Raw genomic sequence first — 21,318 nt, 5'->3', positions numbered from 1 at the left:
TCTATGGACAATCGCTCGCTGTTAGCGCTAACGTGACGGACAGTCGTCGATCCTCGACCGCCCTCAGGCCGCTGTGACGGAGCTGTCGCCATTGGCCCGAGGCGTGCTGGACGACGATCGTGGCGTGGGGCGGGTGGCACGTGGCCGGCGCGAGACGGCCCGAGACCACCACTGGGCGACCCGCGCGCCACGCGGCCGAGGCATGAACGGCCACCGAAATTCCAGGGCACGCAGCAGCCGGACGGTCGTGCGACGACAGCCGGTCCGCTCACCTGCCCAGCGAACCCGCTGGGCAGGAGCCCGCACCTGGGCCGCTCTGATGGCGACCGTCGCCCCCAGCCCTGGCCGCCGGGTCGCGTCCCGCTGTTCGGAGTCCGGGCCCGAGCAGCGGGACGCCACCCGCACGAGCAACCGACGGGTACGCGCCGTCGGTCACCGCGTCAGCTTCGGGTCCACCGCTGACTGTTCGTGCCATTGCAGCTCGACAGGACCGCAGGGGTGCCGTTGGTGGTTCCGGCGGCGTTGGGCGTCAGGCACAGGCCGGACTGCACGCCGGTGACCGTGCCATCGGTGTTGACGTTCCACTGCTGATTGGTGCCGCCGTTGCAGTCCCAGATGATCACCCGGGTGCCCGGCGAGGTCCCGGCGCCCTCGGCGTCCAGGCACTTCGTGCCGTACACCTGAAGTTGTTTCGCGGCGGTCGACGTCCACTGCTGGTTGGTGCCGCCGTTGCAGTCCCACAACGTCAGCTGCGTGCCGTTGGTCTGCGACCGCGACGGGACATCCAGGCAGCGGTTGGCACCGGTGTTGCGCAGCGGCGCCGACGTGCCACCGGGTGGCGGGGTGGTGGGGCTCGTGGTGTCGAAGCCGAGGAAGCGGACGGCCTGCGCGGCGTCGAACGGGATCGAGTGGCCGTACCCCTGGAAGCTGATCGCCTCGACGGGCGCCGTGCCGCCGGTGCCCCCGTACCGGGTACGGGTGGCGCTGGTCTGCGGGGAGTCGGTGAAGCTGGGCGTCTGCGACACGCCCTGCACGTTGGTCCACTGCTTGATCTGCTCGCCGAAGTTGACGTAGCTCAGGGTGGTGTCCGTGGTGCCGTGCCAGATCTGGAACCGGGGACGCTTGCCGGAGTAACCGGGGTAGGCGTTGCGCACCAGGTCACCCCACTGCTGCCCGGTCCTGACGATGCGTCCGCCGGAGCACTCGCTGTTCCACTCCGCGCCGTTGGTGGTGGCGAAGCACCCGAACGGGACCCCGGAGGAGCTGAACCCGGCGTGGAACAGGTCCGGGTAGAGGCCGACCATGACGTTGGTCATCATGGCGCCGGAGGAGAACCCACCCACACCGATCCGGCCGGCATCGATCGGGTAGCGGCTTCGGACGTGGTCGACCATGGACTTGAGGCCCACCGGGTCGCTGCCGCCGTCGCGCCGCAGGGCCTGCGGTGACGAGACGTCCCAACACTTGCTGCTCCGGGTCACCGACGGGTAGATCACGATGAAGCCGTAGCGGTCGGCGAGCGTGCTCAGGCCGAAGCCGCTGTGCACCGCCGGGCCGCTGCCGGTGCAGTAGTGCAGGGCGAGGAGCAGGGCCGGCTGGGCCGCGACCCGGTCCGGCACGTACAGGTGCATCTGAAGGTTCGTCGGGTTGGTGCCGAAGTTGGTCACCTGGGTGAGCGTCGCGGCCGACGCCGGGGTGGCGACCGTGACCACGGCCGTCACCGTCGCCAGGGCCGTCGCCAGCGCGGCGGCCAGCAGTGCGATCCTTGATCTCATCGGCGGTTCCTCTTGTCGTGAGTCGGGGACCCGGCGGCAGCACGGCGGTCCGGCGCAGGCGGTCGACGACGTCGCCTGGGCGGTCCCGAGGCGCGCGACGTCCGCCGCGCGTCACCGGCGGCTGCGGACAAATCCTGAATGCGACGTCCACCTGCCCAAGGACGTCCTGACCACTGAGGTCAGACCAGCGAGGGGGCCTCCCGGTGAGCCGCGGACACTGATCGCCTCGCATCGACTGTGAGCGATAACATGCCGTTCGTCAAGCTGTGACGTATGACGTCTATCGATCTCTCGTCGAGCGTTCGCGTCTTCCGCTCGGTGGAGAGTGGGTGCCACAATGAGGGCGGCGCTCAAGCGGTCACCGCTGGGCCCGGGGGAGGGCCTTCCGCAGGAAGCGGACGGTGGGCACGAACCCGGAGGCCGTCTCATGACCCATCTGCCAGACGCTACTGCCATCTCCGGCGTGGTCGATCTGCTCGGCGGCGTGCTGCAACTGGCCGCCGCGGTCGTCACTCTGCTGGCTGCCGTCAGTGTCCGTGGGCGTCGTTCAGGGCGCGGCGAGCGCGGCGAAGACGACGCCTGACGCACCTTGAGATTGTCGTACCGACAGTGCCATTGTGGTACGTCGATGAAGAGCCACGCGCGGGGCTGACGCCCGTCCACTGGGCAGCCGGGATCCAGATGTGATCTCCGGGGGACGGTGACACAAGCGATGGACCAACCAGAGTCTGCCGTCCACGAGATCGCCCGTCCCCGCGTCGCACCCTGACCGGTCGGGCGCCTCATCTGCGTGAAGGAACCCCGCCCATGCGTAAACCGAAGACCCGAGCAGCACTCCTGGCGGGCCTGCTGCTCGCAGCGAGTGCGCTCGCGGGCGTCAACCCGCCGACCGCCAGCGCGGCAGCCGACCCGGTCACCGTGACCGTCAACACCCGCGCGGGACTGGCGACCGTGCCGGACACCGCTCTCGGCGTCAACCACGCCATCTGGGATACGAACCTCGGCACCGCCGAGACGTCGGACCTGCTCAGAGATGCCGGCGTGCAGATGATGCGCTACCCCGGCGGCTCGTACGCCGACATCTACCACTGGAAGGACCACACCGCGCCCGGCGGTTACGTCGCGCCGGGGACCGACTTCGACACCTTCATGGCGGCCGTCCGGCGCGTCGGCGCGCAGCCGATGATCATCGCGAACTACGGCACCGGTACGCCCGCCGAGGCCGCCGACTGGGTGCGGTACGCCAACGTGACCAAGGGCTACGACGCGCGTTACTGGACCGTCGGCAACGAGAACTACGGCAACGGCCACTACGGGTCCGCGTGGGAGGCCGACGACCACCCCGACAAGAGCGCGACACAGTACGCGAGGCTGGTCGTCGAGTACGCCGACGCGATGAAGGCGGTCGACCCCAGCATCAAGGTCGGAGCGGTGCTGACCATGCCGGGCAACTGGCCGGACGGGATCACCGCCGGCAGCGATCCGGGCCCGTGGAACCAGACGGTGCTCTCCATCGCCGGCCCGAAGATCGACTTCGTGGATGTGCACTGGTACCCGGGCGGCACCGCGGCCGAGTCGCTGGCCCGCGTCAACCACCTTCCCGACGCCACCTACCTGCTGCGGCAGCAACTCGCCCGGTACGCCGGCCCGAACGCCGACCGCATCGGCATCAGCTTCACCGAGCTGAACGTCGACGCCGGCCGCAACACCCAACCGGCCGCGCTGTTCCTGGCCGACGTCTACAGCGGTCTGCTGGAGAACGGCGTCTTCACCGCCCACTGGTGGAACGTGCACAACGGCATGGGCACCGTGACGCAGGTGGCCGGTCAGACCGACTACGGCGACTTCGGGATGCTCTCCAGCGGGGCCTGCACCGAGGACGGCTCGGTCTGCCAACCGCCGCTGAACACACCGTTCGCGCCGTACCACGGGCTGAGCATGATGAAGCTCTTCGCGAAGACCGGCGACCAGTTCGTTCGCGCCGGCACCGACGAGCCTCTGGTCACCGCCCACGCCGTCCGCCGGAGCAACGGCGAGCTCGCCGTGCTGCTGGTGAACAAGGACCCGGACAACGACCACCCGGTCACCATCGACTACGCCGGGTTCACCCCGTCGACCGTCGCGCCGACGGTGTCCACTCTCACCAACGGCGCCACCGCCATCGTCACCAGCCAGTCCGGCTCGGCGACCAACCGGACGCTGCCCGCGTACTCGTTGACCACGCTCGTGCTGCGCCCGGCCGGCGCGACCGCCGGTCGGCCGGCGGCACCGGGCCAGCCGACCGCGAGCGGTGTCACCGACCGCGCCGCGACGATCACCTGGCCGGCGTCCACCCCGGGCGCCAGCCCGATCGCCAAGTACGAGGTGTACCGGCAGAACGGCGCGGTCAGCGAGCAGCTCGGCGAGACGGCGTCCACCTCGTTCCCTGTCGGCAACCTCGTGCCGGGCAGCAGGTACACCGTCAACGTGCTGGCCCGCGACACCGCCGGACGGGTCTCCTGGGCCTCACCGCCGCTCACCTTCGCCACCGGCAGCCCTTCCGCCAGTACGTGCACCGTCCGCTTCAGCGCCAACAATGACTGGGGCAACGGTTACATCGGCGGCGTAGAGATCATCAACAACGGGTCCCGCCCGATCGACGGCTGGACGCTCACCTGGACCTGGCCCACCGGTTGGCAGCAGGTGAGCAGTGGTTGGAGCGCCACCTGGGAGCAGGTCGGCACCGCGGTGCGGGTCACGCCCACCACCGACAACCGGCAGATCGCCGCCGGCGGCACCGTGAGCGCCGGCTTCGTCGGCGCGTACGGCGGGCCGAACGTGCTGCCCACGGCGTTCACCCTCAACGGCACCATCTGCGCCACCGGCTGACGCCGCGACGGTCGGCTGGCCCGTTCGTCGGGTCAGCCGGCCGTCCGGTCAACCGACCTGTCGAACGGTTACCGTGGCCGACCCGGTCTCGTCCGCCCACGGGTCCAGCACCAGGGCGTACGTGCCGCCGGTGGGCAGCGGGCCCATCTCGAAGCGCCCGGCACCACCGATGACGCAGCCACTGCCCACCGCTTCGCCGCCCGGGCCGGTGACGGTCAGAATCGCGCACCGGTCGGGAAGGCTGGCGGCGCTCACCTCGACGGTGAGGCGCTTGCCGCTGTCGACGGGAAACCGCAGACGGCTCACCGCACCGGGGCGGCTGACCGACACTGTGACCGCCCGTCCGTCCGCGACGGTGTCCCGCTGCTCGTCGGTGGCGTCGCGCAGCCGCACGTCCGCCGAGCCGGTGTCGGTGGAGGTCCCGTCGACCTCCAGCACGTACCGACCGGTGGCCGGCAGGACGAACCCGTCGACATGTCCCTGACCGCCGATCACGCAGCCGCTGGCCACCTGTTCACCGGCCGGGTCGCGCAGGCGCAGCAGGTTGCACCGGTCCGGCAGAGTGGCGTCGGTGACCTGGAGGAAGACCTTCTGACCGGCGCGGCCGTCGAAGGACAGGCGGCTGACCGCGCCCGGTTGGGCGAGCGTCGCCCGGACCGGGGGCCCGTCCAGCGTGAGCGTCTTCTCCTCGTCGGTCACCGCAACGACCCGTACCGTCGCTCGGCCGAGGTCGGCATCCCACGGGTCGAGCACCACCTGATGGTCGCCGGTGGCGGTCAACGTGGTCGTGTCGATGAAGCCGATGCCGGAGATGACGCAGCCGGTCGCCAGCTGACGGCCCTGCGGGTCGAGCAGCAGCAACACCCCGCAGCGATCCGGCACGGTGGCGGCGGGCACCTCCACGAAGATCTTCTGACCGGCCCGGCCCGGTACCTTCATCGCGGCCGTGGCGCCGGCCCGGGTCACCGCCAGGTCGACGTCACCGGCAGCGGGCGCGTCGCGCTGCGCGCGGGCGGCGTCCTCGGCGAACGCCACCTGCCCGGTGAGGCCGACGTCGAGCACACAGTCGGCGAGGATCTGCGGATCGGTGACACCGGCCCGCCGGCAGACGAGTTCGGCGGTGGCCCGGTTGGGCAGGTCCCCGACGGTGAGCAGTCGGTCCGGGAAACGCCGGTCGGTGAACGTGCCGGTGTTCTGCCCCGGCTCGTAGTCGAACAGCGACCGTTGCGCCTCGACCCGCCAACTGTCGGCGAAGCCGGGGTACAGCGCCTCGAACGTGGGTGGCTGCGCCACCCGCTTCCCGCCACGCACGCTCAGGTCGTCGCCGGGGACACCGTCGTGGTCGCCGAGCAGGCCCTCCAGCGTGCCGGTCCGGGCGGTGGGCGCGCTGACGCTCACACTCAACCCCCACACGCCGATCGGCTGCGCGGTCAGTCGGGCGCCGTCCGGCCACTCCACCGTCACCGTGCCCTCTCCCCAGGTGGTGACGGTGCCACCGCGCGGCAGCTTCACGCCGTCGGGCGCGGACACCGGCGCGGCGCCGTTCACGCGGACCGCCGGGCCGTCGGGTGTGACGTACACGCCGACCCGGTCGCCGGCCACCCGAACCGCGACGGCCGAGTTGACGGCCACCACCGAGCTGGCCGGGAACATCGTCTGTCGTACCTGGACCTCGAAGTCGTCTGTCGTCGAACGGGTCAGCACGAACTCCCCGGCGGCCTGGAAGTCGTACCGCAGACCGTCGTAGGTGAGCAGGTGCGGGTCGCCGTTGCTGTTCGCGCACCGGTAGCCCTTGCCGATCACCGAGATCGAACAGCCACCACCACCGGGTGGTCGGGGCTTGGGCTTGTCGCAGTCCTTGCCGTTCGACGGCAGCTTCTGACCGCTGTACGTCGTGCGCAGCGGCACCCCGACGGCCTTGCGGTACGCGTTCTCCGCCAACGTCGCGTGCACCTCGGCAGGGTCCACGCCGCTGGCGAACTGGCCCCCCTGCGTGCAGAACTGGCCCCGGTCGGTGTCGTTCACCTCATCGAGGGCGTGGTTCATCTCGTGGATGAGGGTGGCGCACTGGTCCTCGGTGAAGCCCGCGCCCTCCTCCGGCAGCGCCCGCCCGTCGTTCTCCGGCACCCAGTTGATCTGCACATCACTGCCCGGCACGTACGTCGTGGTGCTGCTCTCCGAGCCGAAGATGGGTCTGCGCACCTTGATCTGCTTGCCGGAGCGCTCCAACTCGTCGAGCACAGCGCCGTTTCCGGAGCCGCGGATCTGTCCGACGCAGCCCGCGTACTCCGCTTGCAGGTCGCTGTTGACGCTGACCACGGCGGACGCCGCCTGGGGGGCGACGAGCACCAGCACGCCTGCCAGAACCAGACCCGTCCGGATCACGCGCAACCCGGTCACCCGCCTCTCACCTCGAACGCGACAGCGCCCTGCTCGGCCGTCGCGGCGCAGGCATCCGCCGGCACACCGCGCAGCGGCGCCCGCAGGTAGCCCAGCACCAGCCGGTACGCCCCCGGTTGATCGACCGGCCACCAGGTGACGGTGGCCCCACCCCGCCCGTCCGGCGCACTGGTGGTCAGCGCCGCGCCGACCGGGCTCTGCGGGTCGCTGCCCAGCGTCAGCTCCACCGACCCACGCGGCGGCACCCGCACCAGGTTCTCGACCAGGTACGCGGTGAAGTCCCGGTAGTAGGCGGCACCGCCGACCGCGGGTGCCACCGCCGTGCCGTCGCGGGTCAACGACATGACCGTCACCGCCCCGTCCGGCACCCGACTGAGCTGGCACTCGGCGTCGCGATTGTTGACCAGCTTCAGCCGAAGACTGATCTGCTCACCCACCCGGTACGACGGTTGCCCGGCGCTGACGGTCAGGCCGACCGTCGCCGTGCCGCCGCTCGGGGCCGCCGACGGACGCGACCGTCTGCACCCGACCGTGGTGGCCATCAGCAGTAGGGCGAGACCACCGGCGAGCGCCGCCGTCCCTGCGCGGGGTGCACCCATGGGCCGTACGCCTCCTCCGGGTGCCGCCGGTCGGCACAGATCCCGGCCAGCCTGCGCCGACGGGTGCCGGGAGCGCTGTCGTGATCCGGCCCGGTGGATGTCCGCTAGCCGACCCGCGGGCGGGCACTGTCACATCCGGTGCCCGCCCTCCGGCTACCGTCAGCCGTCCACGCTGCGGAAGGTCCTGCTGGCGCAGGGGTAGCCCAAGTAGTCTTCCGGGCCGTTCGCCGTGCAGATATCCATCCGGACCACGTCGTTCGCGTAGACCTGAGCCGGATCCCAGATGACCGACGACCCGGATCCGCCGCCGTTGTACCGGGTGCCGATCAGGACGCCATTGACGTAGACGCGACCCAGGACTCCGTCACCATTCGCGCACGTGTCCGACACGACGAAGTAGTCGTCGTTCATGCCACCGCCGGGTGCGCCTTCGCCTTCCGCCGATGAGCGCCGCCTCACCCCCAGATCTTGGACAGTTTCCGTTCCGCCATAACGGAAACTGTCCAAGATCTACACGGGTTCCGGTACGAACGCGGCCGCCACGTTTCGGGGTCCTCCCGCCAACAGCGTCGTTGTCACTGAGGTCGCCCAGCGGTCGTAGCCGATCCCCGAACGCGCCGAAGCGCCCGCCCCCAGTCGAGGGGACGGGCGCTTCGCTGTGCGGGGTCCGTCAGCCCACCACCGACCGCAGTGGCACCTTGGCGGCATTCAGCGCGCGTACCAGATCACGCGCGAACGGGTGCTCGTCCACCTGGAGTCCCTGCGGGTTCGGGATCACGACGTACGCCGAGCCGTCCTTCTCGGACGCCTGCGCGTCGGCGGTGAAGCGTTCGACGATCGCCCGGGTGCGGGCCAGGTCGCCGGCCGCCACCTGGATGGTGATCGGCCGCCAGCCGCCGCCCAGGTCCGGTGGTACCGGCGCGGCGGCGGCGCTGGCGCGCGCCGCGTCGACGCCGGCCGGACGCCGGGCGTCGGGCGCGGTGGTCGCCGGGTAGAGCAGCGCGTTGGCGACCAGGTGCAGACCATTCTCGTTGTACGCGCGGAAGAGCGGATTGAACGCGAACAGCACCGCCCGACCGGCGCCGGTCGGCTCGTCGACGACGGCTGCGGTGCCCTTCAGCGTCTCCGCCCCGACGGTGAAACCGTTGGCCCAGAAGGTCTCACCAGTCGGGTAGGTGAGCACGTTCGTCCCGGTGGTGCTCGGGGTGAGGATCGGGTCGCTGTTGTTGAACTCGAAGTCCTCCGCCGGGCGACCCAGCGCCACCGGGCTGTCCTCGTCGACGTCGACGCGCAGGTGCGAGCCGATCACCAGGTAGTCCGCCGGCTTGGTCTTCTCCGTGGTCGAGGTCAGCCCGGCGGCCCGGGCCACCCGGGTGCCCTCGTTGCGCAGCCCGAGGTACGTGTGGCCCTGGCCGATCCAGTCGCGCAGGTTGGCCTGCCCGGTGGCGGTCAGACCGCCGGTGGCGCTGCTGCCGTCCGGCACCAGCAGCACGGTACGCCCGGTGAACGCCTCGGTGTTGTCGTTGATGTCGGCAGTGGTGACCGGTGTGAGGTCGAGGCCCCACCGCTTGCCGAGCACGTAGCGGGCCTCGCCGTGCGAGCCGGAGGTGGTGGAGATGCCGGTGCCCTGGAACAGCCCTACGTCGGGCAGGTCGAGGCGGGTGCCGGAGGGCCGACCGCCCGGGGTGAGGCTGACCCCGAGGGATTCGGCCAGCCCGTCCACAGTCCGGCTCACAGTGGCGGCCGGGATGGCGACAGTGCTGGTCGTGAGGTCACGGACCAGGGGTACGCCACGGCCGAGCAGGCTGAAGGTGAACTCCGCGGCGGCGGCCGAGTCGAGGGGGTACGTGTACGAGCCCCAGGGCCACGCCGCACCGGTGCGACCGCCGGAGACCTTGCGCACCAGTTCGGCCCTCGGCCGGACGGTGTCTCCGGTGTAGATGGTGTTGATGCCCATCAGCAGCGGGTTGCTCCAGGACGACACGTCGTAGAAGTACGGGAACGGGACGTACGGGTCCTCGCCCATGATGGCCTGGATCCAGTGCTTCTGCGGCTGGTCCATCGGGATCCAGTACGCGCCCTTGGGCACTGTCACGTTGGTGGCGCTGCGCCCACCGAAGACCCGCGCGGTGGGCACCCGGGTCGCCTTCTGCACCTCGTACACCTCGACGTCCATCCGGCGCAGCCGCTCGACGAGTTGGCGGACGTCGGCGAGCTGCCGGTCGGGCAGCAGGAAGTACGAGCGGATGGTGAGGTCCGGCACCGGGAACTGGACCTCGTTGGTGGGCTGCACCACCTCGTTCGGTTCGAGGGTGCCCGCCCTGCCCTGGGCGAGCGCGTCGGTCCAGATGTCGAAGTAGCCGTCCAGCACCTCGCGCTTGTTCGCGGCGGCCCAGCCGAGCGTCGACCACTGGGTGTGGAACTGCTGCTGGACCCGGTCGGCCACTGCCGACGCGCTGCCCTTCTCGTACGTCATGCCGGCCGCGCCGAAGCCGGTGGTCGGCACCGTGTCGCCGTAGCCCATGAAGAACATGTCGTACGTGTCGTAGTTGAAGTAGCACTCGGTGAAGGCGGTGTCGTCGCAGGCGCCGTTGAAGCCGAAGCCGGCCTTGTTGGCCTCGCCGATGCGGTTGATCCAGTCCACCGCCTCACCGGCGATCTCGTGGTGGATCGGGTCGGCGTTGGGTGGGAAGAAGTACTGCCGGCCGCCCATCTCGTGCGCGTCGATGAACACCTGCGGCGGGTAGCGGCGCAGCAGTTCGAGCTTGCCGTCGGTCTCCTGCTGGGTGCGGGCGAACCAGTCCCGGTTCAGGTCGAAGCCGAACTCGTTCTGCCGGCGGGTCGCGTCGCGGCCGTCGGGGTTCTGGGTGGGAACGATGATGGTGACCAGGTTGTCGTTGCGCTGGGCGACCGCGCAGGACAGGCCCGCCGCCAACTCGTACAGCGTCTTGAGCGCCGCGTCGGCGCCGCTCTTCTCGCCGCCGTGCACGTTCGCGGTGACCCAGACGATGGCCGGGCTGTCCTTCGCCGTCCGGGCGGCCGTTCGCGCGCTGGTCCGGCGTGGGTCGCGCAGGTCGCGGACGTCGTCGGCGATCTCGCGGAGCGCGGCGGGCCGCACGTGGCGTTCGTTGGACACCACCGCGTACGGCAACGGCTGGCCGAGCACGCTGGTGGTCATCACGCCGGTGACGACCCGGTTGGAGGCGCGATCGACGGCCCCGAGGTAGGTCCGGACCTCGTCGTTGGTGACGACCCGCTCCTGCCCGGCGCCGAGCGGGAAGCCGAGCACGTTCTCCGGAGTGGGCACCGTGCCCAACCGGGCGGTCGGGTCGTCGCTGCACCGGGAGGGTGGGGCGGCGCTCGCGGCCGATGTGCCGCCGAGCAGGGGGACCATGCCGAGCAGGAGGGCGATCGTGGCGGCACTCGCCAGCCGCCTGGCGGGGACCATCCGGAACGGACGTGTCGATGGGGCCATGAGTCGTGTTTCCCTTCTCGGGAACAACCTCGCAGTGGCCGGAGCCTATGAACAGCCGATACGACGGTCAAGGGTTGATCGATATTGCCGACTACTCGGCGTGCCGGTTCCGACGCGGACTGGCAGGATGGTGGCGTGGGCTTGTCGTCGTCTGGGAGGAGGAGACGTGCCGGAGATGATCACGCTCTCGGTCCATCCGGATCTTCCGTCCGCCGATGCTCGGCGTTCGCTGGCGTCCTGGCTGCGCGCTGAGGATCGGCTGCGGGAGGGGGTGACCACGACGTCCACCGACGGGACGTCGGCGGACACCACTGACGTCCTGCTGGTGGCGGCCAGCGACGCGGGCACCGCCATGGTGCTGGTGCAGGCGATCGCCGGTTGGCTGACCCACCGCCGCGACGATGTGACGGTGCGACTCACCCGGCCCGACGGATGGTCGGCCGAGGTGGACGTGCACCGGGCTCGGGACATGGACCAGGTGACAGCGCTCATCGAGGCCGCTGTGCGCGCGGTGACACCCGCACAGCGGTGAACGGCCCGCCGCCAGCCGAGGAGTCGGCCGGCGGCGGGCCGGGTGGCGCAGGTACGGCTACCAGGTGGTCAGGCCGAGGCCGATCGTCTTGGTCAGGGTGGCGTTGTCGTCGTCGCCGTCGAGCGACCAGATCATGGCGCCGGCCAGGCCGGCCCGTCGGATGTAGAGCATCTTCTGCATCACGACCGCCGGGTCGTCGTACGTCCACAACGTCGTACCGTCGAACAACCAGGCGTGCCCGGCGCGCAGGTCGCGGTGCACTGTGTAGCCGTTACCGGCCAGGGTCTTCAGCAACTTGTAGTCCTCGTACCCGGCCTCGAACGTCGCCGGAGCGGGCCCGGTGGCCGGCTGGAACAGGCCGTTGCCGCCGCCGGTGATGCCGGTCCAGCCGCGACCGTAGTAGGGGATGCCGAGCACGAGCTTGTCCCGCGGCGCGCCACGGGCGATCCACCCGTCGATGGCCACCTCGACGGAGAAGTCCGGGTTGTCCGGGGCACCCGCCGGGACGCGTAGCGCCGACTGCTGGTTGGCCCGCGCATCCCAGCCGCCGTGGAAGTCGTACCCCTGCACGGTGGCGAAGTCCAGGTACTTGAAGATCTTGCGGCCCTCGTAGCCGGCGTCCATGGTGGCCGGGCTGGCCGGCAGGAACGCGGTCAGCGGGTGGTGCGCGCGGGTCGTGCGCCCGTACGCGTCGAGCTGCCGGCGGAACTCGGCGAGGAGTTTGGTGAAGTTCTCCCGGTCCTCCGGGCGGATGACGTTGCCGGGCTCACCCTCCCAGTTGGGCCACTCCCAGTCGAGGTCGATGCCGTCGAAGACGCCGGCCCCGGCACCCGGGCCACCGGCGGCGCCGTCACCGCCGGGCAGGTTTCCCTTGAGGTAGAGGTCGATGCAGGACGTGACGAAGGCCTTGCGGGAGGCGTCCGTGCGGGCCGCGTTCGAGAAGTACGTCGACCAGCTCCAGCCGCCCAGCGAGATCAGCACCTTCAGTTTGGGGTGCTTGGCCTTGAGCTTGGCGAGCTGGCCGAAGTTGCCGTTGAGCGCCTGGCCCGGTGCGTCGGCGACGCCGTCGACGCTCTCCTCGGCCGGGACGGGACGCTGGTAGTCGGCCCAGGCGTCGCCCTCGCCCGGCCCACCGTCCACGTAGCAGCGGCCGTCCTCGCTGACGTTGCCGAAGGCGTAGTTGAGGTGGGTGAGGCGGCTCGCCGCCCCGGAGGTTTCGAGCTTCTTGACCGGGAAGGCCCGGCCGTAGATGCCCCACTGGGTGAAGTAGCCGACCCGGTGGTAACCGGTGCGGTGCTGCTGGTTGTCGCCCGCGCTGGCGGCGCTGGGCGGGGCGGCGGTGAACAGCAGGGCCGCCAGGGTGACCACGGCGGTGAGACGGCGGTGGCGGAATGGTCGCATCGGCACACTCCCACGAGGCATCAAGCAGAATTAGTAAAGAGACTTATCTGATTGATGAAGTTAAGCCGATCACAGTCCGGGGTCAAGAGCGTCCAGCCACATGGGGGATTGTTGCGGCGTTACCCGGTGGTAACGATGTTGTGCCATGGACTCCGCCCTGACTCTGATCGGCCTGCCCATCGCCCTCGGCATCATCATGCTCGGTCTGGGTCTCGGACTGACCATGGCGGACTTCCGCCGGGTGGCCCAGCATCCACGCGCCGCCGTCATCGCCCTGGTGTGCCAGGTGCTGGTGCTGCCAGCGCTCTGCTTCTGCCTCGTCCTCGCGTTCGACCTGGCACCCGAGCTGGCCGTCGGCATGATGCTGCTGGCCGCGTCCCCGGGCGGCACCACGGCCAACCTCTACAGCCATCTGTTCGGCGGGCACGTGGCCCTGAACATCACCCTGACCGCCATCAACTCGGTGCTCGCCGTGTTCACCCTGCCGATCCTGGTCAACCTGTCGGCGGCGTACTTCCTGCCCGACGGCAGGAGCATCGGCCTACAGTTCGACAAGGTGCTCCAGGTCTTCGCCATCGTGCTCGTTCCGGTCGCGATCGGCATGCTCATCCGGGCGCGGATGCCGCACCTGGCCGAGCGGCTGAACCGCCCGGTCCGGATCCTCTCCGTCGTCGTACTCGTCGCGGTGATCGCCGGCGCGGTGCTCGGCGAGCGGGAGAACATCGCCGACTACTTCGTCTCGGTCGGCCTGGCCGTGCTCGCCTTCAACCTGCTCAGCCTCGCCATCGGGTACGGGGTGCCGCGCCTCGCCGGTGTCGACCGGAGCGCCGCGACGGCGGCTGGCTTCGAGATCGGCATCCACAACAGCACCCTGGCCATCACGATCGCGCTCAGCCCGGCGCTGCTCAACAGCACCCAGATGGCGATCCCGGGCGCCGTCTACGGCATCGTCATGTTCTTCACCGCGGCGGCCTTCGGCTACCTGGTGACCCGCGTCGGCGCCCGGTCCACCACCGCCCTGACGCCCTGACGGCCGGTGCCCTGTCGCCCCGAGGGCAACCGTCGAGGCGACAGGGCGGACCGCAACGGTCAGCCGACCTGGTTGTTGTCCTTCTGCGCGCCCCAACCGTGCCAGCGGTCGATCTCGATCAGGGCACTGACCCGGGCACGTTCCCGGCGCGGGTACGCGTTGCCCGTGTAGTGCTTCGACAGCCGGTCGATGTCCGCCAGACCCTCGTCGGGGCGCAGCTCGGTGACGTGCCCGATGATGCTGACGTGGGTGTACCAGCCGGCCTCGTCGAGCACTGTGAGAGACACCCGGGGGTCGTTGCGGACGTGCTCCAGCCGGCGGCGGCTCTCGTCCATGTTCACCAGGATCCGGCCGTCCTCCCACAGGTACCAGGTGGCGGCGGACACCGGCTGGCCACCATTGCGAAGGGTGGTCATGACGGCGGGGTTCGGCTTCTGGAGCATGGCGACCGCGGCCTCGGGAAGCGGTGGCTTGGACATGAAGTCTCCTCGTCGCGACAACGTTTACCCCTGCACGTTACGCACCCGCCCGCCCCGATCATGGTGCTACAGGTACATCGCGCGCTCAGCCGAGCCAGCGGCCGTCACGCATGAGGACGCGTCCCTTCAGCTCGTTCGCCTCCCGCCAGGCCTGGATGCGCTGCGGTCGGATCAGAAAGTACTGGTAGGGCTCGTCTAGACCGCTCGGGTCGAAGCCCGTCTTCGTCGCGAACGCATCACCCGTCTCCGGGCCGAGGTCGGCGATGTCCACCGCCTCGGCGATGCCGTCGACGATGACGACGTCGCGCGTCGGCCCGAGGCTGAGTCGTACCCGGCCGTCGGCCACCAGGTTGCGGCCGGTGATCGAGGCGCGCGGCGTTGAGACGAGGAACGCGGTCCCGTCCCAGAGGAACGAGAGAGGGATGAGGTGTACGCCCCCGGGGGAGCCCGCCGTCGCGACCCAGAGGTCGATGTCGCTCTCCAGTCTGGCGCGAGTGTCCCGAAGCCTCTGCTCAAGCCCACGCGGCGGAACGTCCGTCATGCTTCCTCCAGTCACTTCGCGGTCGCCAGCGATGAGGCTTCCCAGGCGAACCCGTCCGGGTCGGTGAAGTGCCCGCCGTCGCCGCCGATCGTGAGTCGATGCGACCCGGTCCCGCCGGGGGCGACGCCGAGGTCCTTGGCGAGGGCACGACGTCGGTACAGCGCCAGCTTCACGGGGCTGGACCCGGCAACGAACTCGACGTACATGCGGCCGAAGCTCTTCGCCACGGCAAGGCCGTGCTCGACGTAGAAGCGCTTGCTCGCAGCCACGTCCGCGACTCCGAGCAGGAGCACCATCTCGTCGATCTGCCGGGTAGCCGGGCCGCTGTCCTTCTTCGCCGAGGTCGCGATCTTCCAGATCGTCCCGTCCGGGGCTTGCACGACACCGCCGTAGCCCCAGAGCGACTTCGCGGCAGGCTTCAGCGACGTGGCACCGGCGTCCAGGGCGGTGCCGATGAGGCCGTTGACGGTGGCCGGCTGGGACACCGTGAGCGCCAGCGTGAACCCACGGAAGCCGCTTGTCGGTGCGTCCGAGGCCCGCAGGCGTATCTGCGTGTCCAGACCGAATGCGGCGGTGTAGAAGCGCTGGGTGGCCGCAGGGTCGGCCACGTCGAGGGTGACGGAAGCGATGGATGTCATGGCGATCACGCTATTTGCGGCCGGGCGACCGGCGCTTCTTGAATCCTGACCGGTCTCGTCAGCGTCCCGAACGGCGCAGATCGAGGACCGGACGGCTCAGCGAAGCTCTTGGATGCGGACCAGGTTGCCGGCGGGATCGCGGAAGGCGCAGTCGCGGATGCCGTACGGCTGCTCGGTCGGCTCCTGGACGACCTCGGCGTCGCCGGCCTGCACCTTCTCAAAGGTGGTGTCGAGGTCCCGCGTGGCCAGCAGGATCCAGCCGTAGGTGCCCTTGGCCATCATCTCGGTGATGGTGCGGCGCTCGTCCTCGGTGGCCCCGGGGTCCGCAGCCGGCGGCGCCAGGAGGATGGACGTGCCGGGCTGGTCGGCGGGGCCAACCGTGATCCAACGCATCGTGCCCTGGCCGACGTCGCTACGGACCTCGAAGCCGAGGGCGTCGCGGTAGAAGGCCAGGGAGGCGTCCGGGTCGGTGTGCGGCAGGGAGCACGTGTGAATCGTGATGTCCATGTCGATCATGTTAGGGGGAACGCCGTACCCGCGTGTGAGTCCCCGTTTGTCCCCGGCGAAGATGGGGTCATGAGCGAATCCACCCTGCCCAGGCGTGTCGTCGTCACCGGTGCCACCGGCAAGCTCGGCCGTGCCGTGGTCGCCCACCTGCGCGCTGTGGGCGTCGACGTGCTGGCGGTGGACCGCGCCGGTGGCCGCGACCCACGCGACGTGGACGGCGAGTTCCTGCTGGTCGACCTGACCGACTACGGGCAGGTGGTGGAGGCGTTCACCGGGGGCGCCGACGAGCACGCGGGCGGCGTCGACGCGGTCGTGCACCTGGCGGCGGTTCCGGCCCCCGGGCTGATGTCGAACGCCGTCACCTTCGCGAACAACTCCGCCGCCACGTACAACGTGTTCGCCGCGGCCCGGGCGGCCGGAATCAAGCGGGTCGTGTGGGCGTCGAGCGAGACGGTGCTCGGGCTGCCGTTCGACAACCCGCCGCCGTACGCGCCGGTGGACGAGGAGTACACGCCGCGGCCCGAGTCGACGTACTCGTTGAACAAGGCCCTGGAGGAGGAGATGGCCCGGCACTTCTGCCGGTGGGACCCGGAGCTGGTCATGGTGGGGTTGCGCTTCTCCAACGTCATGGACGTCGAGGACTACGCGCCGTTCCCCTCGTTCGACGCCGACCCGCAGCTGCGCCGGTGGAACCTGTGGGGCTACATCGACGCCCGCGACGGGGCCCAGGCGGTCGAGCGTGCCCTCGCGCACGACCAGCCCGGTGCCGACGTCTTCGTCATCGCCAACGCCGACACCGTCATGAGCAGGTCCAGCGCCAGCCTGATGGCCGAGGTCTACCCGGGCGTCGAGATCCGTAAGGAGCTGGGTGAGCACGAGACGCTGCTCAGCATCGACAAGGCCCGTCGGGTGCTGGGGTACGAGCCGCAGCACTCCTGGCGGGACCACGTCGACGTGCTGTAGGTCAGCGCGCCGCCTGGTAGGCGCGGCCGACGGCGGTCGCGGTGCTGCCGGTACGGAACAGGCCGGTCTGATCCTTGTCCGTGGCGGGCAGGCCGAACCACGCGTACCGCTGTAGCCAGGACAGGCCACCCAGCATCCGGGTCGCCGCGGTGAGGAACGCGGCCTGCTGTGCCTGGGTGGGGAACCGAACGCCGTTGGAGAAGTCGATCAACGCGAACTCGGTGAGCCAGATCGGCAGCTCGTACCGGTCGTGCACGGCCTGGAGGTACGACCTGAGCTGGTTGACCGCGTTGGCGGTGGTGAAGTCGCCGCCGTACCAGTGCAGGGCGATGAAGTCGACGCGGTAGCCGCGCTGCTTCGCCCCGGCCATGAACCGGTCGAGCCATTCGCCCTGCCGGTCGCCGCCCCAGGCCACCGCCGGGCTACCCAGCGGAAGACCGGTGGCCTGCAACTGCGGCCACAGCTCCAACGCCTGCTCGACGGTCATCTCCGCCTGACCCTTCAGGTCCGGCTCGTTGAACCCGAGCAGGTAGCGGCCGTTCTTCTTGGCCTGTTGCAGGTTGGTGGCGGTGACGCTCTTCGCCCCCCAGATCATCGGGACGAACTCGGCGCCCTTCGGGCTGGTGACGCCCGGGTGGGCCACGTCCCAGGTGTAGTACCAACTCGCCCCGGAGCTGGCCAGCGCCTGGCTGACGCCGTCGAAGGTCCACACCCCGACGCCCTTGCGCTTCGAGGTCGCCACCGGGGCCGCCGGGGCGACCGGACGTCCCGTTGTCGGCTTCGCCGTCGGCGTCGGGGTCGCTACCGCCGGGCTCGTCGTGGCGGCGGGCGTGGTCGCGCTGGGTGCGCCGGGCTGCGGGCTCGTGGGCGGCGGCGCGTCGAGCGCCTGCGTCGCCGCCGGGGCGGGCGTCGGCCCGGTGGGCTGCACCACGACGATCACACCGGTCACCAGTACGGCGACCACGGCGGCCACGAGGAGCGGCCACAGCAGCCGCTGCGCACCGATCGGAAGGCGGGCGAGCAAACCGCGCCGGGGTTCCGCGTGGACGCCTCGGTTTCTGCTCGCGGCGTCCACTTCACCCTGGCCGGTTGCGCGCATCGTCTCGACTCCCTCGTGTGTGGTCGCAGCACTGTTCCATGCTGCGGTGGCGGGAGAACCCGCCAACGCCTCACCTCAGGAGACTCGCTGGCCGTACCCGGATAACAGTTTCGTCGGCCCGGAGCAGTGACCTACGAGGCTGGTCCACGCCTGGGCGCCCGGATCTGCGTGGCCCGGGCGGGCTGAATCACTCGTCACCGACGCAGGGTGGTGGACGGCGTCTCACCGAAGCGGCTCCGATACTCGGTCGCGAACCGACCGAGGTGCACGAAGCCGTGTTGCAGGGCAACAGCCGTCACGGACGCCCCCGGCGCGGCCGAGCGCAGCGTGCGGTGCGCCGCGTCGAGCCGGCAGGCCCGCAGGTACGCGGTCGGGGTGGTCTGCAACTCACGGCGGAAACAGTCCTGCAGTGTCCGAACGCTCACCCGTAGCGCCTCGGCGACGTCACCGACGGTCAGTGCCTCCCCGTGGTGTTCGGAGATCAGGATGCAGGCCCTGCGGACGAGACGCCCGGGGTGGGCGTGCTGGCCCGGCTCGGCCAGCAGGTGCGAGTGGCTGTGCCGATGGGCCAGCAACAACTTGCCGATGAGCCCCTGTTCGAAACGGGCGGCCACCTGCGGGTGGTCGAACAGGGACGCGTCGGCCGGCTGGGACAGCTCGTCGGCGAGGAACGCCACCCCGCGCGCCCACGCCCGCGCCGTCGGCGTGGTCATGAGCATGCCGACGTCGAGGCGGACCGGGTCGTCCACCGGGTGGCCCAGCAGGCGGGCGAGTTCCCGGTCGACGGTGCGTCGGTCCGCGTAGAAGATCCGGTGGGGCGATCCCTCGGACCACCGCATGTCCGAAGAGTCGTACGGGGACAGCACCGAGGCGACGTCCGGGGTCGAGGTCACTGTCTGACCGGCGTGCCGGACCATCGTGCTGCCGGCGCTGGGGATCTGGACGAGGTAGAAGGTCTCCAGCGCGGGCGGTTGGATGCGCACCGCCTGCCCGTAGTCCAGGTCGATGACGCCCACCCCACCCGCGCGGCGAGCCGCCATCCGCAGTTGCACGCTGTGCACACCCGCCTGCGGGGTGAGGCGGTGTGGACAGAAGACCCGACCCACCTCGGCGCGAGCCCGGTCGACGTCGTCCGTCCGGACCGTCACCGCATCCATCCGACACCTCCCGGGCGTCCCGTCGCGCTGACCGTAAGGCGCGACCGGCCCGGACCAGACCCGAAAGCCGTCGACCCGACAGGAAATGGGTCCGGCTGCGTAGCGCGGACAGCGCCCGCGTCGAGCGGATAGCGACCTTCCCGGCCTGCTCGCTAGCGTGCGAGCACCGCGGGCGGTCAGCGCCGGCACGGTTCGTACGTCCTTCGGAGGAGATCATGAGGATTGCCGTCGTCGGTGCCGGGTTCGCCGGTGTGAGCGCAGCGAAGGTGCTGCGCCAGAGCGGATTCGACGTCACAGTGTTCGAGCGCGCGCCCGACGTCGGTGGGGTGTGGAGTCGTACCCGCCGATATCCCGGCCTGCACACCCAGAACGACAAGGGCACCTACCACCTCTCCGACCTGCCGATGCCCGCCGACTACCCGCAGTGGCCGTCCGGAGAGCAGGTCCAGCGGTACCTGGAGAGCTACGTGGAGAAGTTCGGGCTGGCCAGCGCGCTGCGTCTGTCCACGGAGGTCGTCTCGGCCGAGCTGGTCAACGACGAGACCGGGTGGCTGGTCACCTCGCGGCCGGCGGGCGCCCAGGACCCGCTGACTGTGGAACGGTACGACCACCTGATCGTCGCCAACGGCATCTTCTCCGACCCGCTTGTCCCGTCCTTCGCCGGGCACGCGAGCTTCGCCGCCGCCGGAGGGCGCGTACTGGCGACGGGGGAGTTCCACGACATCGAGGCGGCCCGAGGTAAGAACGTCCTCGTGGTCGGATACGGCAAGTCGTCCTGCGACGTGGCGGTCCCGGTGAGCGAGGTCGCCGCCCAGACCCACGTGGTGGCTCGCCAGCTGCTCTGGAAGATGCCCCGCAAGCTCGGTGGAGCGCTCAACTACAAGTACCTGCTGCTCACTCGGATGGGTGAGGCGCTCTTCCGGTACCTGCACCTGAGGGGCTTCGAGCGGTTCCTGCACGGCCCGGGGAACGGTCTGCGCCGGCGCATGGTCGACAGCGTCGGCTCGGTCGCCACCCGGCAGTTGAACCTGCGCGAGCTGGGTCTCGTGCCCAACGGCAGCTTCGAGGACATCGCCCGCAGCACCGTCAGCCTCGCCACCGAGGGCTTCTTCGAGCGGGCCACCGACGGCCGCATCGCCGTCCACCGGGAACAGGTGATCACCGAGCTGCTGGTCGACGGTGGCCGGCCCGCCGCCCGGCTGGCCGACGGCACGGTGCTCCCCGCCGACCTGGTGATCTGCGGTACCGGCTTCCGCCAGCACGTGCCGTTCTTCGACGACGCGTTGCACGCCCGGCTCCAGGACGACGCCGGTAACTTCATGCTCTACCGGCAGATCCTGCCGATCGGCGTGCCGCGGCTGACGTTCGCCGGCTACAACTCGTCGTTCTTCAGCCCGCTCAGCGCGGAGATGGCGGCGGTCTGGACGGCCGCGTACCTGCGGGGTGGGATCACGCTGCCGACCGAGGTCCGGATGCGCGACGAGGTGCGCGCTCGACTGTTCTGGATGACGAAGCGCACCAACGGACGGCACGCTCGCGGCACGAACATCATCCCGTTCTCGATGCACAACGTCGACGAGGTGCTGGACGAGTTGGGGCTCAACGTCGGCCCGCTGACCCGGGCCCGGCAGTGGCTGTTCCCCGTCGACCCGGGCTCGTACCGCAGGGTGACGGCACAGATGATCCGGCGTACCGCCGACCCGGTATCCGCCATCAGCGACGGCAACCCGATAAAGATGGATAAAATACGCAGATAGGATCAAGTGGGGGCCGGTCGGCGAGGGAGGCTCGGGGACGATGGCAGCGGAACAGGGTCACCACAGTGGTGTGCCCGTGCCGGCGGCCCTGGCCGGC

At 70.3% G+C, this 21,318-nt stretch carries 18 protein-coding genes; 6 read left to right on the top strand and 12 right to left on the bottom strand.

The features are described from left to right. Positions 1-440 precede the first annotated feature (440 nt). A complete protein-coding gene (locus GA0070561_RS11705; protein WP_091399552.1) occupies positions 441-1,775 on the bottom strand; it encodes an extracellular catalytic domain type 1 short-chain-length polyhydroxyalkanoate depolymerase in 1,335 nt (444 codons plus the stop codon). A 427-nt stretch (positions 1,776-2,202) separates the two neighbouring features. Between GA0070561_RS11705 and GA0070561_RS33560 the strand changes: the two genes are divergently transcribed. After that, positions 2,203-2,358, top strand: a complete 156-nt coding sequence (locus GA0070561_RS33560) for a hypothetical protein (protein ID WP_167362375.1) — start codon at positions 2,203-2,205, stop codon at positions 2,356-2,358. Positions 2,359-2,582: 224 nt separating this feature from the next. Continuing rightward, positions 2,583-4,643, top strand: coding sequence for a cellulose binding domain-containing protein (locus GA0070561_RS11700; protein ID WP_091399550.1), 2,061 nt, complete (start codon positions 2,583-2,585; stop codon positions 4,641-4,643). A 48-nt stretch (positions 4,644-4,691) separates the two neighbouring features. On the opposite strand, the gene GA0070561_RS11695 is transcribed toward GA0070561_RS11700, so the two are convergent. From GA0070561_RS11695 to GA0070561_RS11680, 4 genes are all read right to left on the bottom strand, one after another. Beyond that, positions 4,692-7,043 carry a VWD domain-containing protein gene (locus GA0070561_RS11695; protein WP_091399548.1) on the bottom strand — a complete coding sequence of 784 codons (2,352 nt, stop codon included), beginning with the start codon at positions 7,041-7,043 and terminating at the stop codon, positions 4,692-4,694. Next, positions 7,040-7,642: a hypothetical protein gene (locus tag GA0070561_RS11690; protein WP_091399546.1), complete on the bottom strand. Its 603-nt coding sequence runs from the start codon at positions 7,640-7,642 to the stop codon at positions 7,040-7,042. The genes GA0070561_RS11695 and GA0070561_RS11690 overlap by 4 nt, the downstream gene beginning before the upstream one ends. Positions 7,643-7,801: 159 nt before the next feature. After that, positions 7,802-8,053, bottom strand: coding sequence for a hypothetical protein (locus tag GA0070561_RS11685; RefSeq protein WP_091399545.1), 252 nt, complete (start codon positions 8,051-8,053; stop codon positions 7,802-7,804). A gap of 259 nt (positions 8,054-8,312) precedes the next feature. Beyond that, positions 8,313-11,117 (bottom strand): M14 family zinc carboxypeptidase, encoded by a 2,805-nt coding sequence (locus GA0070561_RS11680; protein WP_091399543.1) that lies wholly within the window; start codon positions 11,115-11,117, stop codon positions 8,313-8,315. A gap of 175 nt (positions 11,118-11,292) precedes the next feature. On the opposite strand from GA0070561_RS11680, the gene GA0070561_RS11675 reads away from it, so the two are divergent. Further along, the gene (locus tag GA0070561_RS11675) at positions 11,293-11,649 is read left to right on the top strand and encodes an effector-associated constant component EACC1 (RefSeq protein ID WP_244166200.1); all 357 of its coding nucleotides are present in this window, start codon (positions 11,293-11,295) and stop codon (positions 11,647-11,649) included. A 57-nt stretch (positions 11,650-11,706) separates the two neighbouring features. Here GA0070561_RS11675 and GA0070561_RS11670 read toward each other — a convergent pair whose 3' ends face one another. Further along, a complete protein-coding gene (locus tag GA0070561_RS11670) occupies positions 11,707-13,050 on the bottom strand; it encodes a glycoside hydrolase family 18 protein (protein WP_091399539.1) in 1,344 nt (447 codons plus the stop codon). 145 nt (positions 13,051-13,195) lie between these two features. Here GA0070561_RS11670 and GA0070561_RS11665 point away from each other — a divergent pair, with 145 nt between their 5' ends. Continuing rightward, positions 13,196-14,080, top strand: coding sequence for a bile acid:sodium symporter family protein (locus tag GA0070561_RS11665; protein ID WP_091399538.1), 885 nt, complete (start codon positions 13,196-13,198; stop codon positions 14,078-14,080). A 59-nt stretch (positions 14,081-14,139) separates the two neighbouring features. Here GA0070561_RS11665 and GA0070561_RS11660 read toward each other — a convergent pair whose 3' ends face one another. The 4 genes from GA0070561_RS11660 to GA0070561_RS11645 all read right to left on the bottom strand — a co-directional run bounded on the left by GA0070561_RS11660 (position 14,140) and on the right by GA0070561_RS11645 (position 16,245). Beyond that, on the bottom strand, positions 14,140-14,559 hold the full coding sequence (locus tag GA0070561_RS11660) for a PPOX class F420-dependent oxidoreductase (RefSeq protein WP_030337921.1): 420 nt from the start codon (positions 14,557-14,559) through the stop codon (positions 14,140-14,142). An 85-nt stretch (positions 14,560-14,644) separates the two neighbouring features. Further along, the gene (locus tag GA0070561_RS11655) at positions 14,645-15,100 is read right to left on the bottom strand and encodes a pyridoxamine 5'-phosphate oxidase family protein (RefSeq protein ID WP_091399536.1); all 456 of its coding nucleotides are present in this window, start codon (positions 15,098-15,100) and stop codon (positions 14,645-14,647) included. An 11-nt stretch (positions 15,101-15,111) separates the two neighbouring features. After that, positions 15,112-15,738, bottom strand: a complete 627-nt coding sequence (locus GA0070561_RS11650) for a VOC family protein (protein WP_091400198.1) — start codon at positions 15,736-15,738, stop codon at positions 15,112-15,114. Between the two features lie 96 nt (positions 15,739-15,834). Next, positions 15,835-16,245: a VOC family protein gene (locus GA0070561_RS11645; RefSeq protein WP_091399534.1), complete on the bottom strand. Its 411-nt coding sequence runs from the start codon at positions 16,243-16,245 to the stop codon at positions 15,835-15,837. Positions 16,246-16,314: 69 nt separating this feature from the next. Here GA0070561_RS11645 and GA0070561_RS11640 point away from each other — a divergent pair, with 69 nt between their 5' ends. Further along, positions 16,315-17,208, top strand: coding sequence for an NAD-dependent epimerase/dehydratase family protein (locus GA0070561_RS11640; protein WP_091399532.1), 894 nt, complete (start codon positions 16,315-16,317; stop codon positions 17,206-17,208). Position 17,209: 1 nt separating this feature from the next. On the opposite strand, the gene GA0070561_RS11635 is transcribed toward GA0070561_RS11640, so the two are convergent. Then, positions 17,210-18,307, bottom strand: a complete 1,098-nt coding sequence (locus GA0070561_RS11635) for a glycoside hydrolase family protein (protein ID WP_091399529.1) — start codon at positions 18,305-18,307, stop codon at positions 17,210-17,212. Between the two features lie 194 nt (positions 18,308-18,501). Then, positions 18,502-19,455: an AraC family transcriptional regulator gene (locus tag GA0070561_RS11630; protein ID WP_167362374.1), complete on the bottom strand. Its 954-nt coding sequence runs from the start codon at positions 19,453-19,455 to the stop codon at positions 18,502-18,504. Between the two features lie 224 nt (positions 19,456-19,679). On the opposite strand from GA0070561_RS11630, the gene GA0070561_RS11625 reads away from it, so the two are divergent. Further along, positions 19,680-21,221 (top strand): flavin-containing monooxygenase, encoded by a 1,542-nt coding sequence (locus GA0070561_RS11625; protein ID WP_091399525.1) that lies wholly within the window; start codon positions 19,680-19,682, stop codon positions 21,219-21,221. Positions 21,222-21,318: the final 97 nt, after the last annotated feature.

This window comes from Micromonospora saelicesensis (assembly GCF_900091575.1).
In the GTDB taxonomy this organism is placed as follows: domain Bacteria; phylum Actinomycetota; class Actinomycetes; order Mycobacteriales; family Micromonosporaceae; genus Micromonospora; species Micromonospora saelicesensis.
Note: the sequence above shows the minus strand (reverse complement) of the source record. Positions and strands in the feature narration are given on the sequence as shown.

Bases quoted from the DNA above. Each gene is read 5' to 3' on its own strand.
- GA0070561_RS11705 (WP_091399552.1), bottom strand. From the start codon at position 1,775: ATGAGATCAAGGATCGCACTGCTGGCCGCCGCGCTGGCGACGGCCCTG.
- GA0070561_RS33560 (WP_167362375.1), top strand. From the start codon at position 2,203: ATGACCCATCTGCCAGACGCTACTGCCATCTCCGGCGTGGTCGATCTG.
- GA0070561_RS11700 (WP_091399550.1), top strand. From the start codon at position 2,583: ATGCGTAAACCGAAGACCCGAGCAGCACTCCTGGCGGGCCTGCTGCTC.
- GA0070561_RS11690 (WP_091399546.1), bottom strand. From the start codon at position 7,642: ATGGGTGCACCCCGCGCAGGGACGGCGGCGCTCGCCGGTGGTCTCGCC.
- GA0070561_RS11685 (WP_091399545.1), bottom strand. From the start codon at position 8,053: ATGAACGACGACTACTTCGTCGTGTCGGACACGTGCGCGAATGGTGAC.
- GA0070561_RS11680 (WP_091399543.1), bottom strand. From the start codon at position 11,117: ATGGCCCCATCGACACGTCCGTTCCGGATGGTCCCCGCCAGGCGGCTG.
- GA0070561_RS11675 (WP_244166200.1), top strand. From the start codon at position 11,293: ATGATCACGCTCTCGGTCCATCCGGATCTTCCGTCCGCCGATGCTCGG.
- GA0070561_RS11670 (WP_091399539.1), bottom strand. From the start codon at position 13,050: ATGCGACCATTCCGCCACCGCCGTCTCACCGCCGTGGTCACCCTGGCG.
- GA0070561_RS11665 (WP_091399538.1), top strand. From the start codon at position 13,196: ATGGACTCCGCCCTGACTCTGATCGGCCTGCCCATCGCCCTCGGCATC.
- GA0070561_RS11660 (WP_030337921.1), bottom strand. From the start codon at position 14,559: ATGTCCAAGCCACCGCTTCCCGAGGCCGCGGTCGCCATGCTCCAGAAG.
- GA0070561_RS11655 (WP_091399536.1), bottom strand. From the start codon at position 15,100: ATGACGGACGTTCCGCCGCGTGGGCTTGAGCAGAGGCTTCGGGACACT.
- GA0070561_RS11650 (WP_091400198.1), bottom strand. From the start codon at position 15,738: ATGACATCCATCGCTTCCGTCACCCTCGACGTGGCCGACCCTGCGGCC.
- GA0070561_RS11645 (WP_091399534.1), bottom strand. From the start codon at position 16,245: ATGGACATCACGATTCACACGTGCTCCCTGCCGCACACCGACCCGGAC.
- GA0070561_RS11640 (WP_091399532.1), top strand. From the start codon at position 16,315: ATGAGCGAATCCACCCTGCCCAGGCGTGTCGTCGTCACCGGTGCCACC.
- GA0070561_RS11635 (WP_091399529.1), bottom strand. From the start codon at position 18,307: ATGCGCGCAACCGGCCAGGGTGAAGTGGACGCCGCGAGCAGAAACCGA.
- GA0070561_RS11625 (WP_091399525.1), top strand. From the start codon at position 19,680: ATGAGGATTGCCGTCGTCGGTGCCGGGTTCGCCGGTGTGAGCGCAGCG.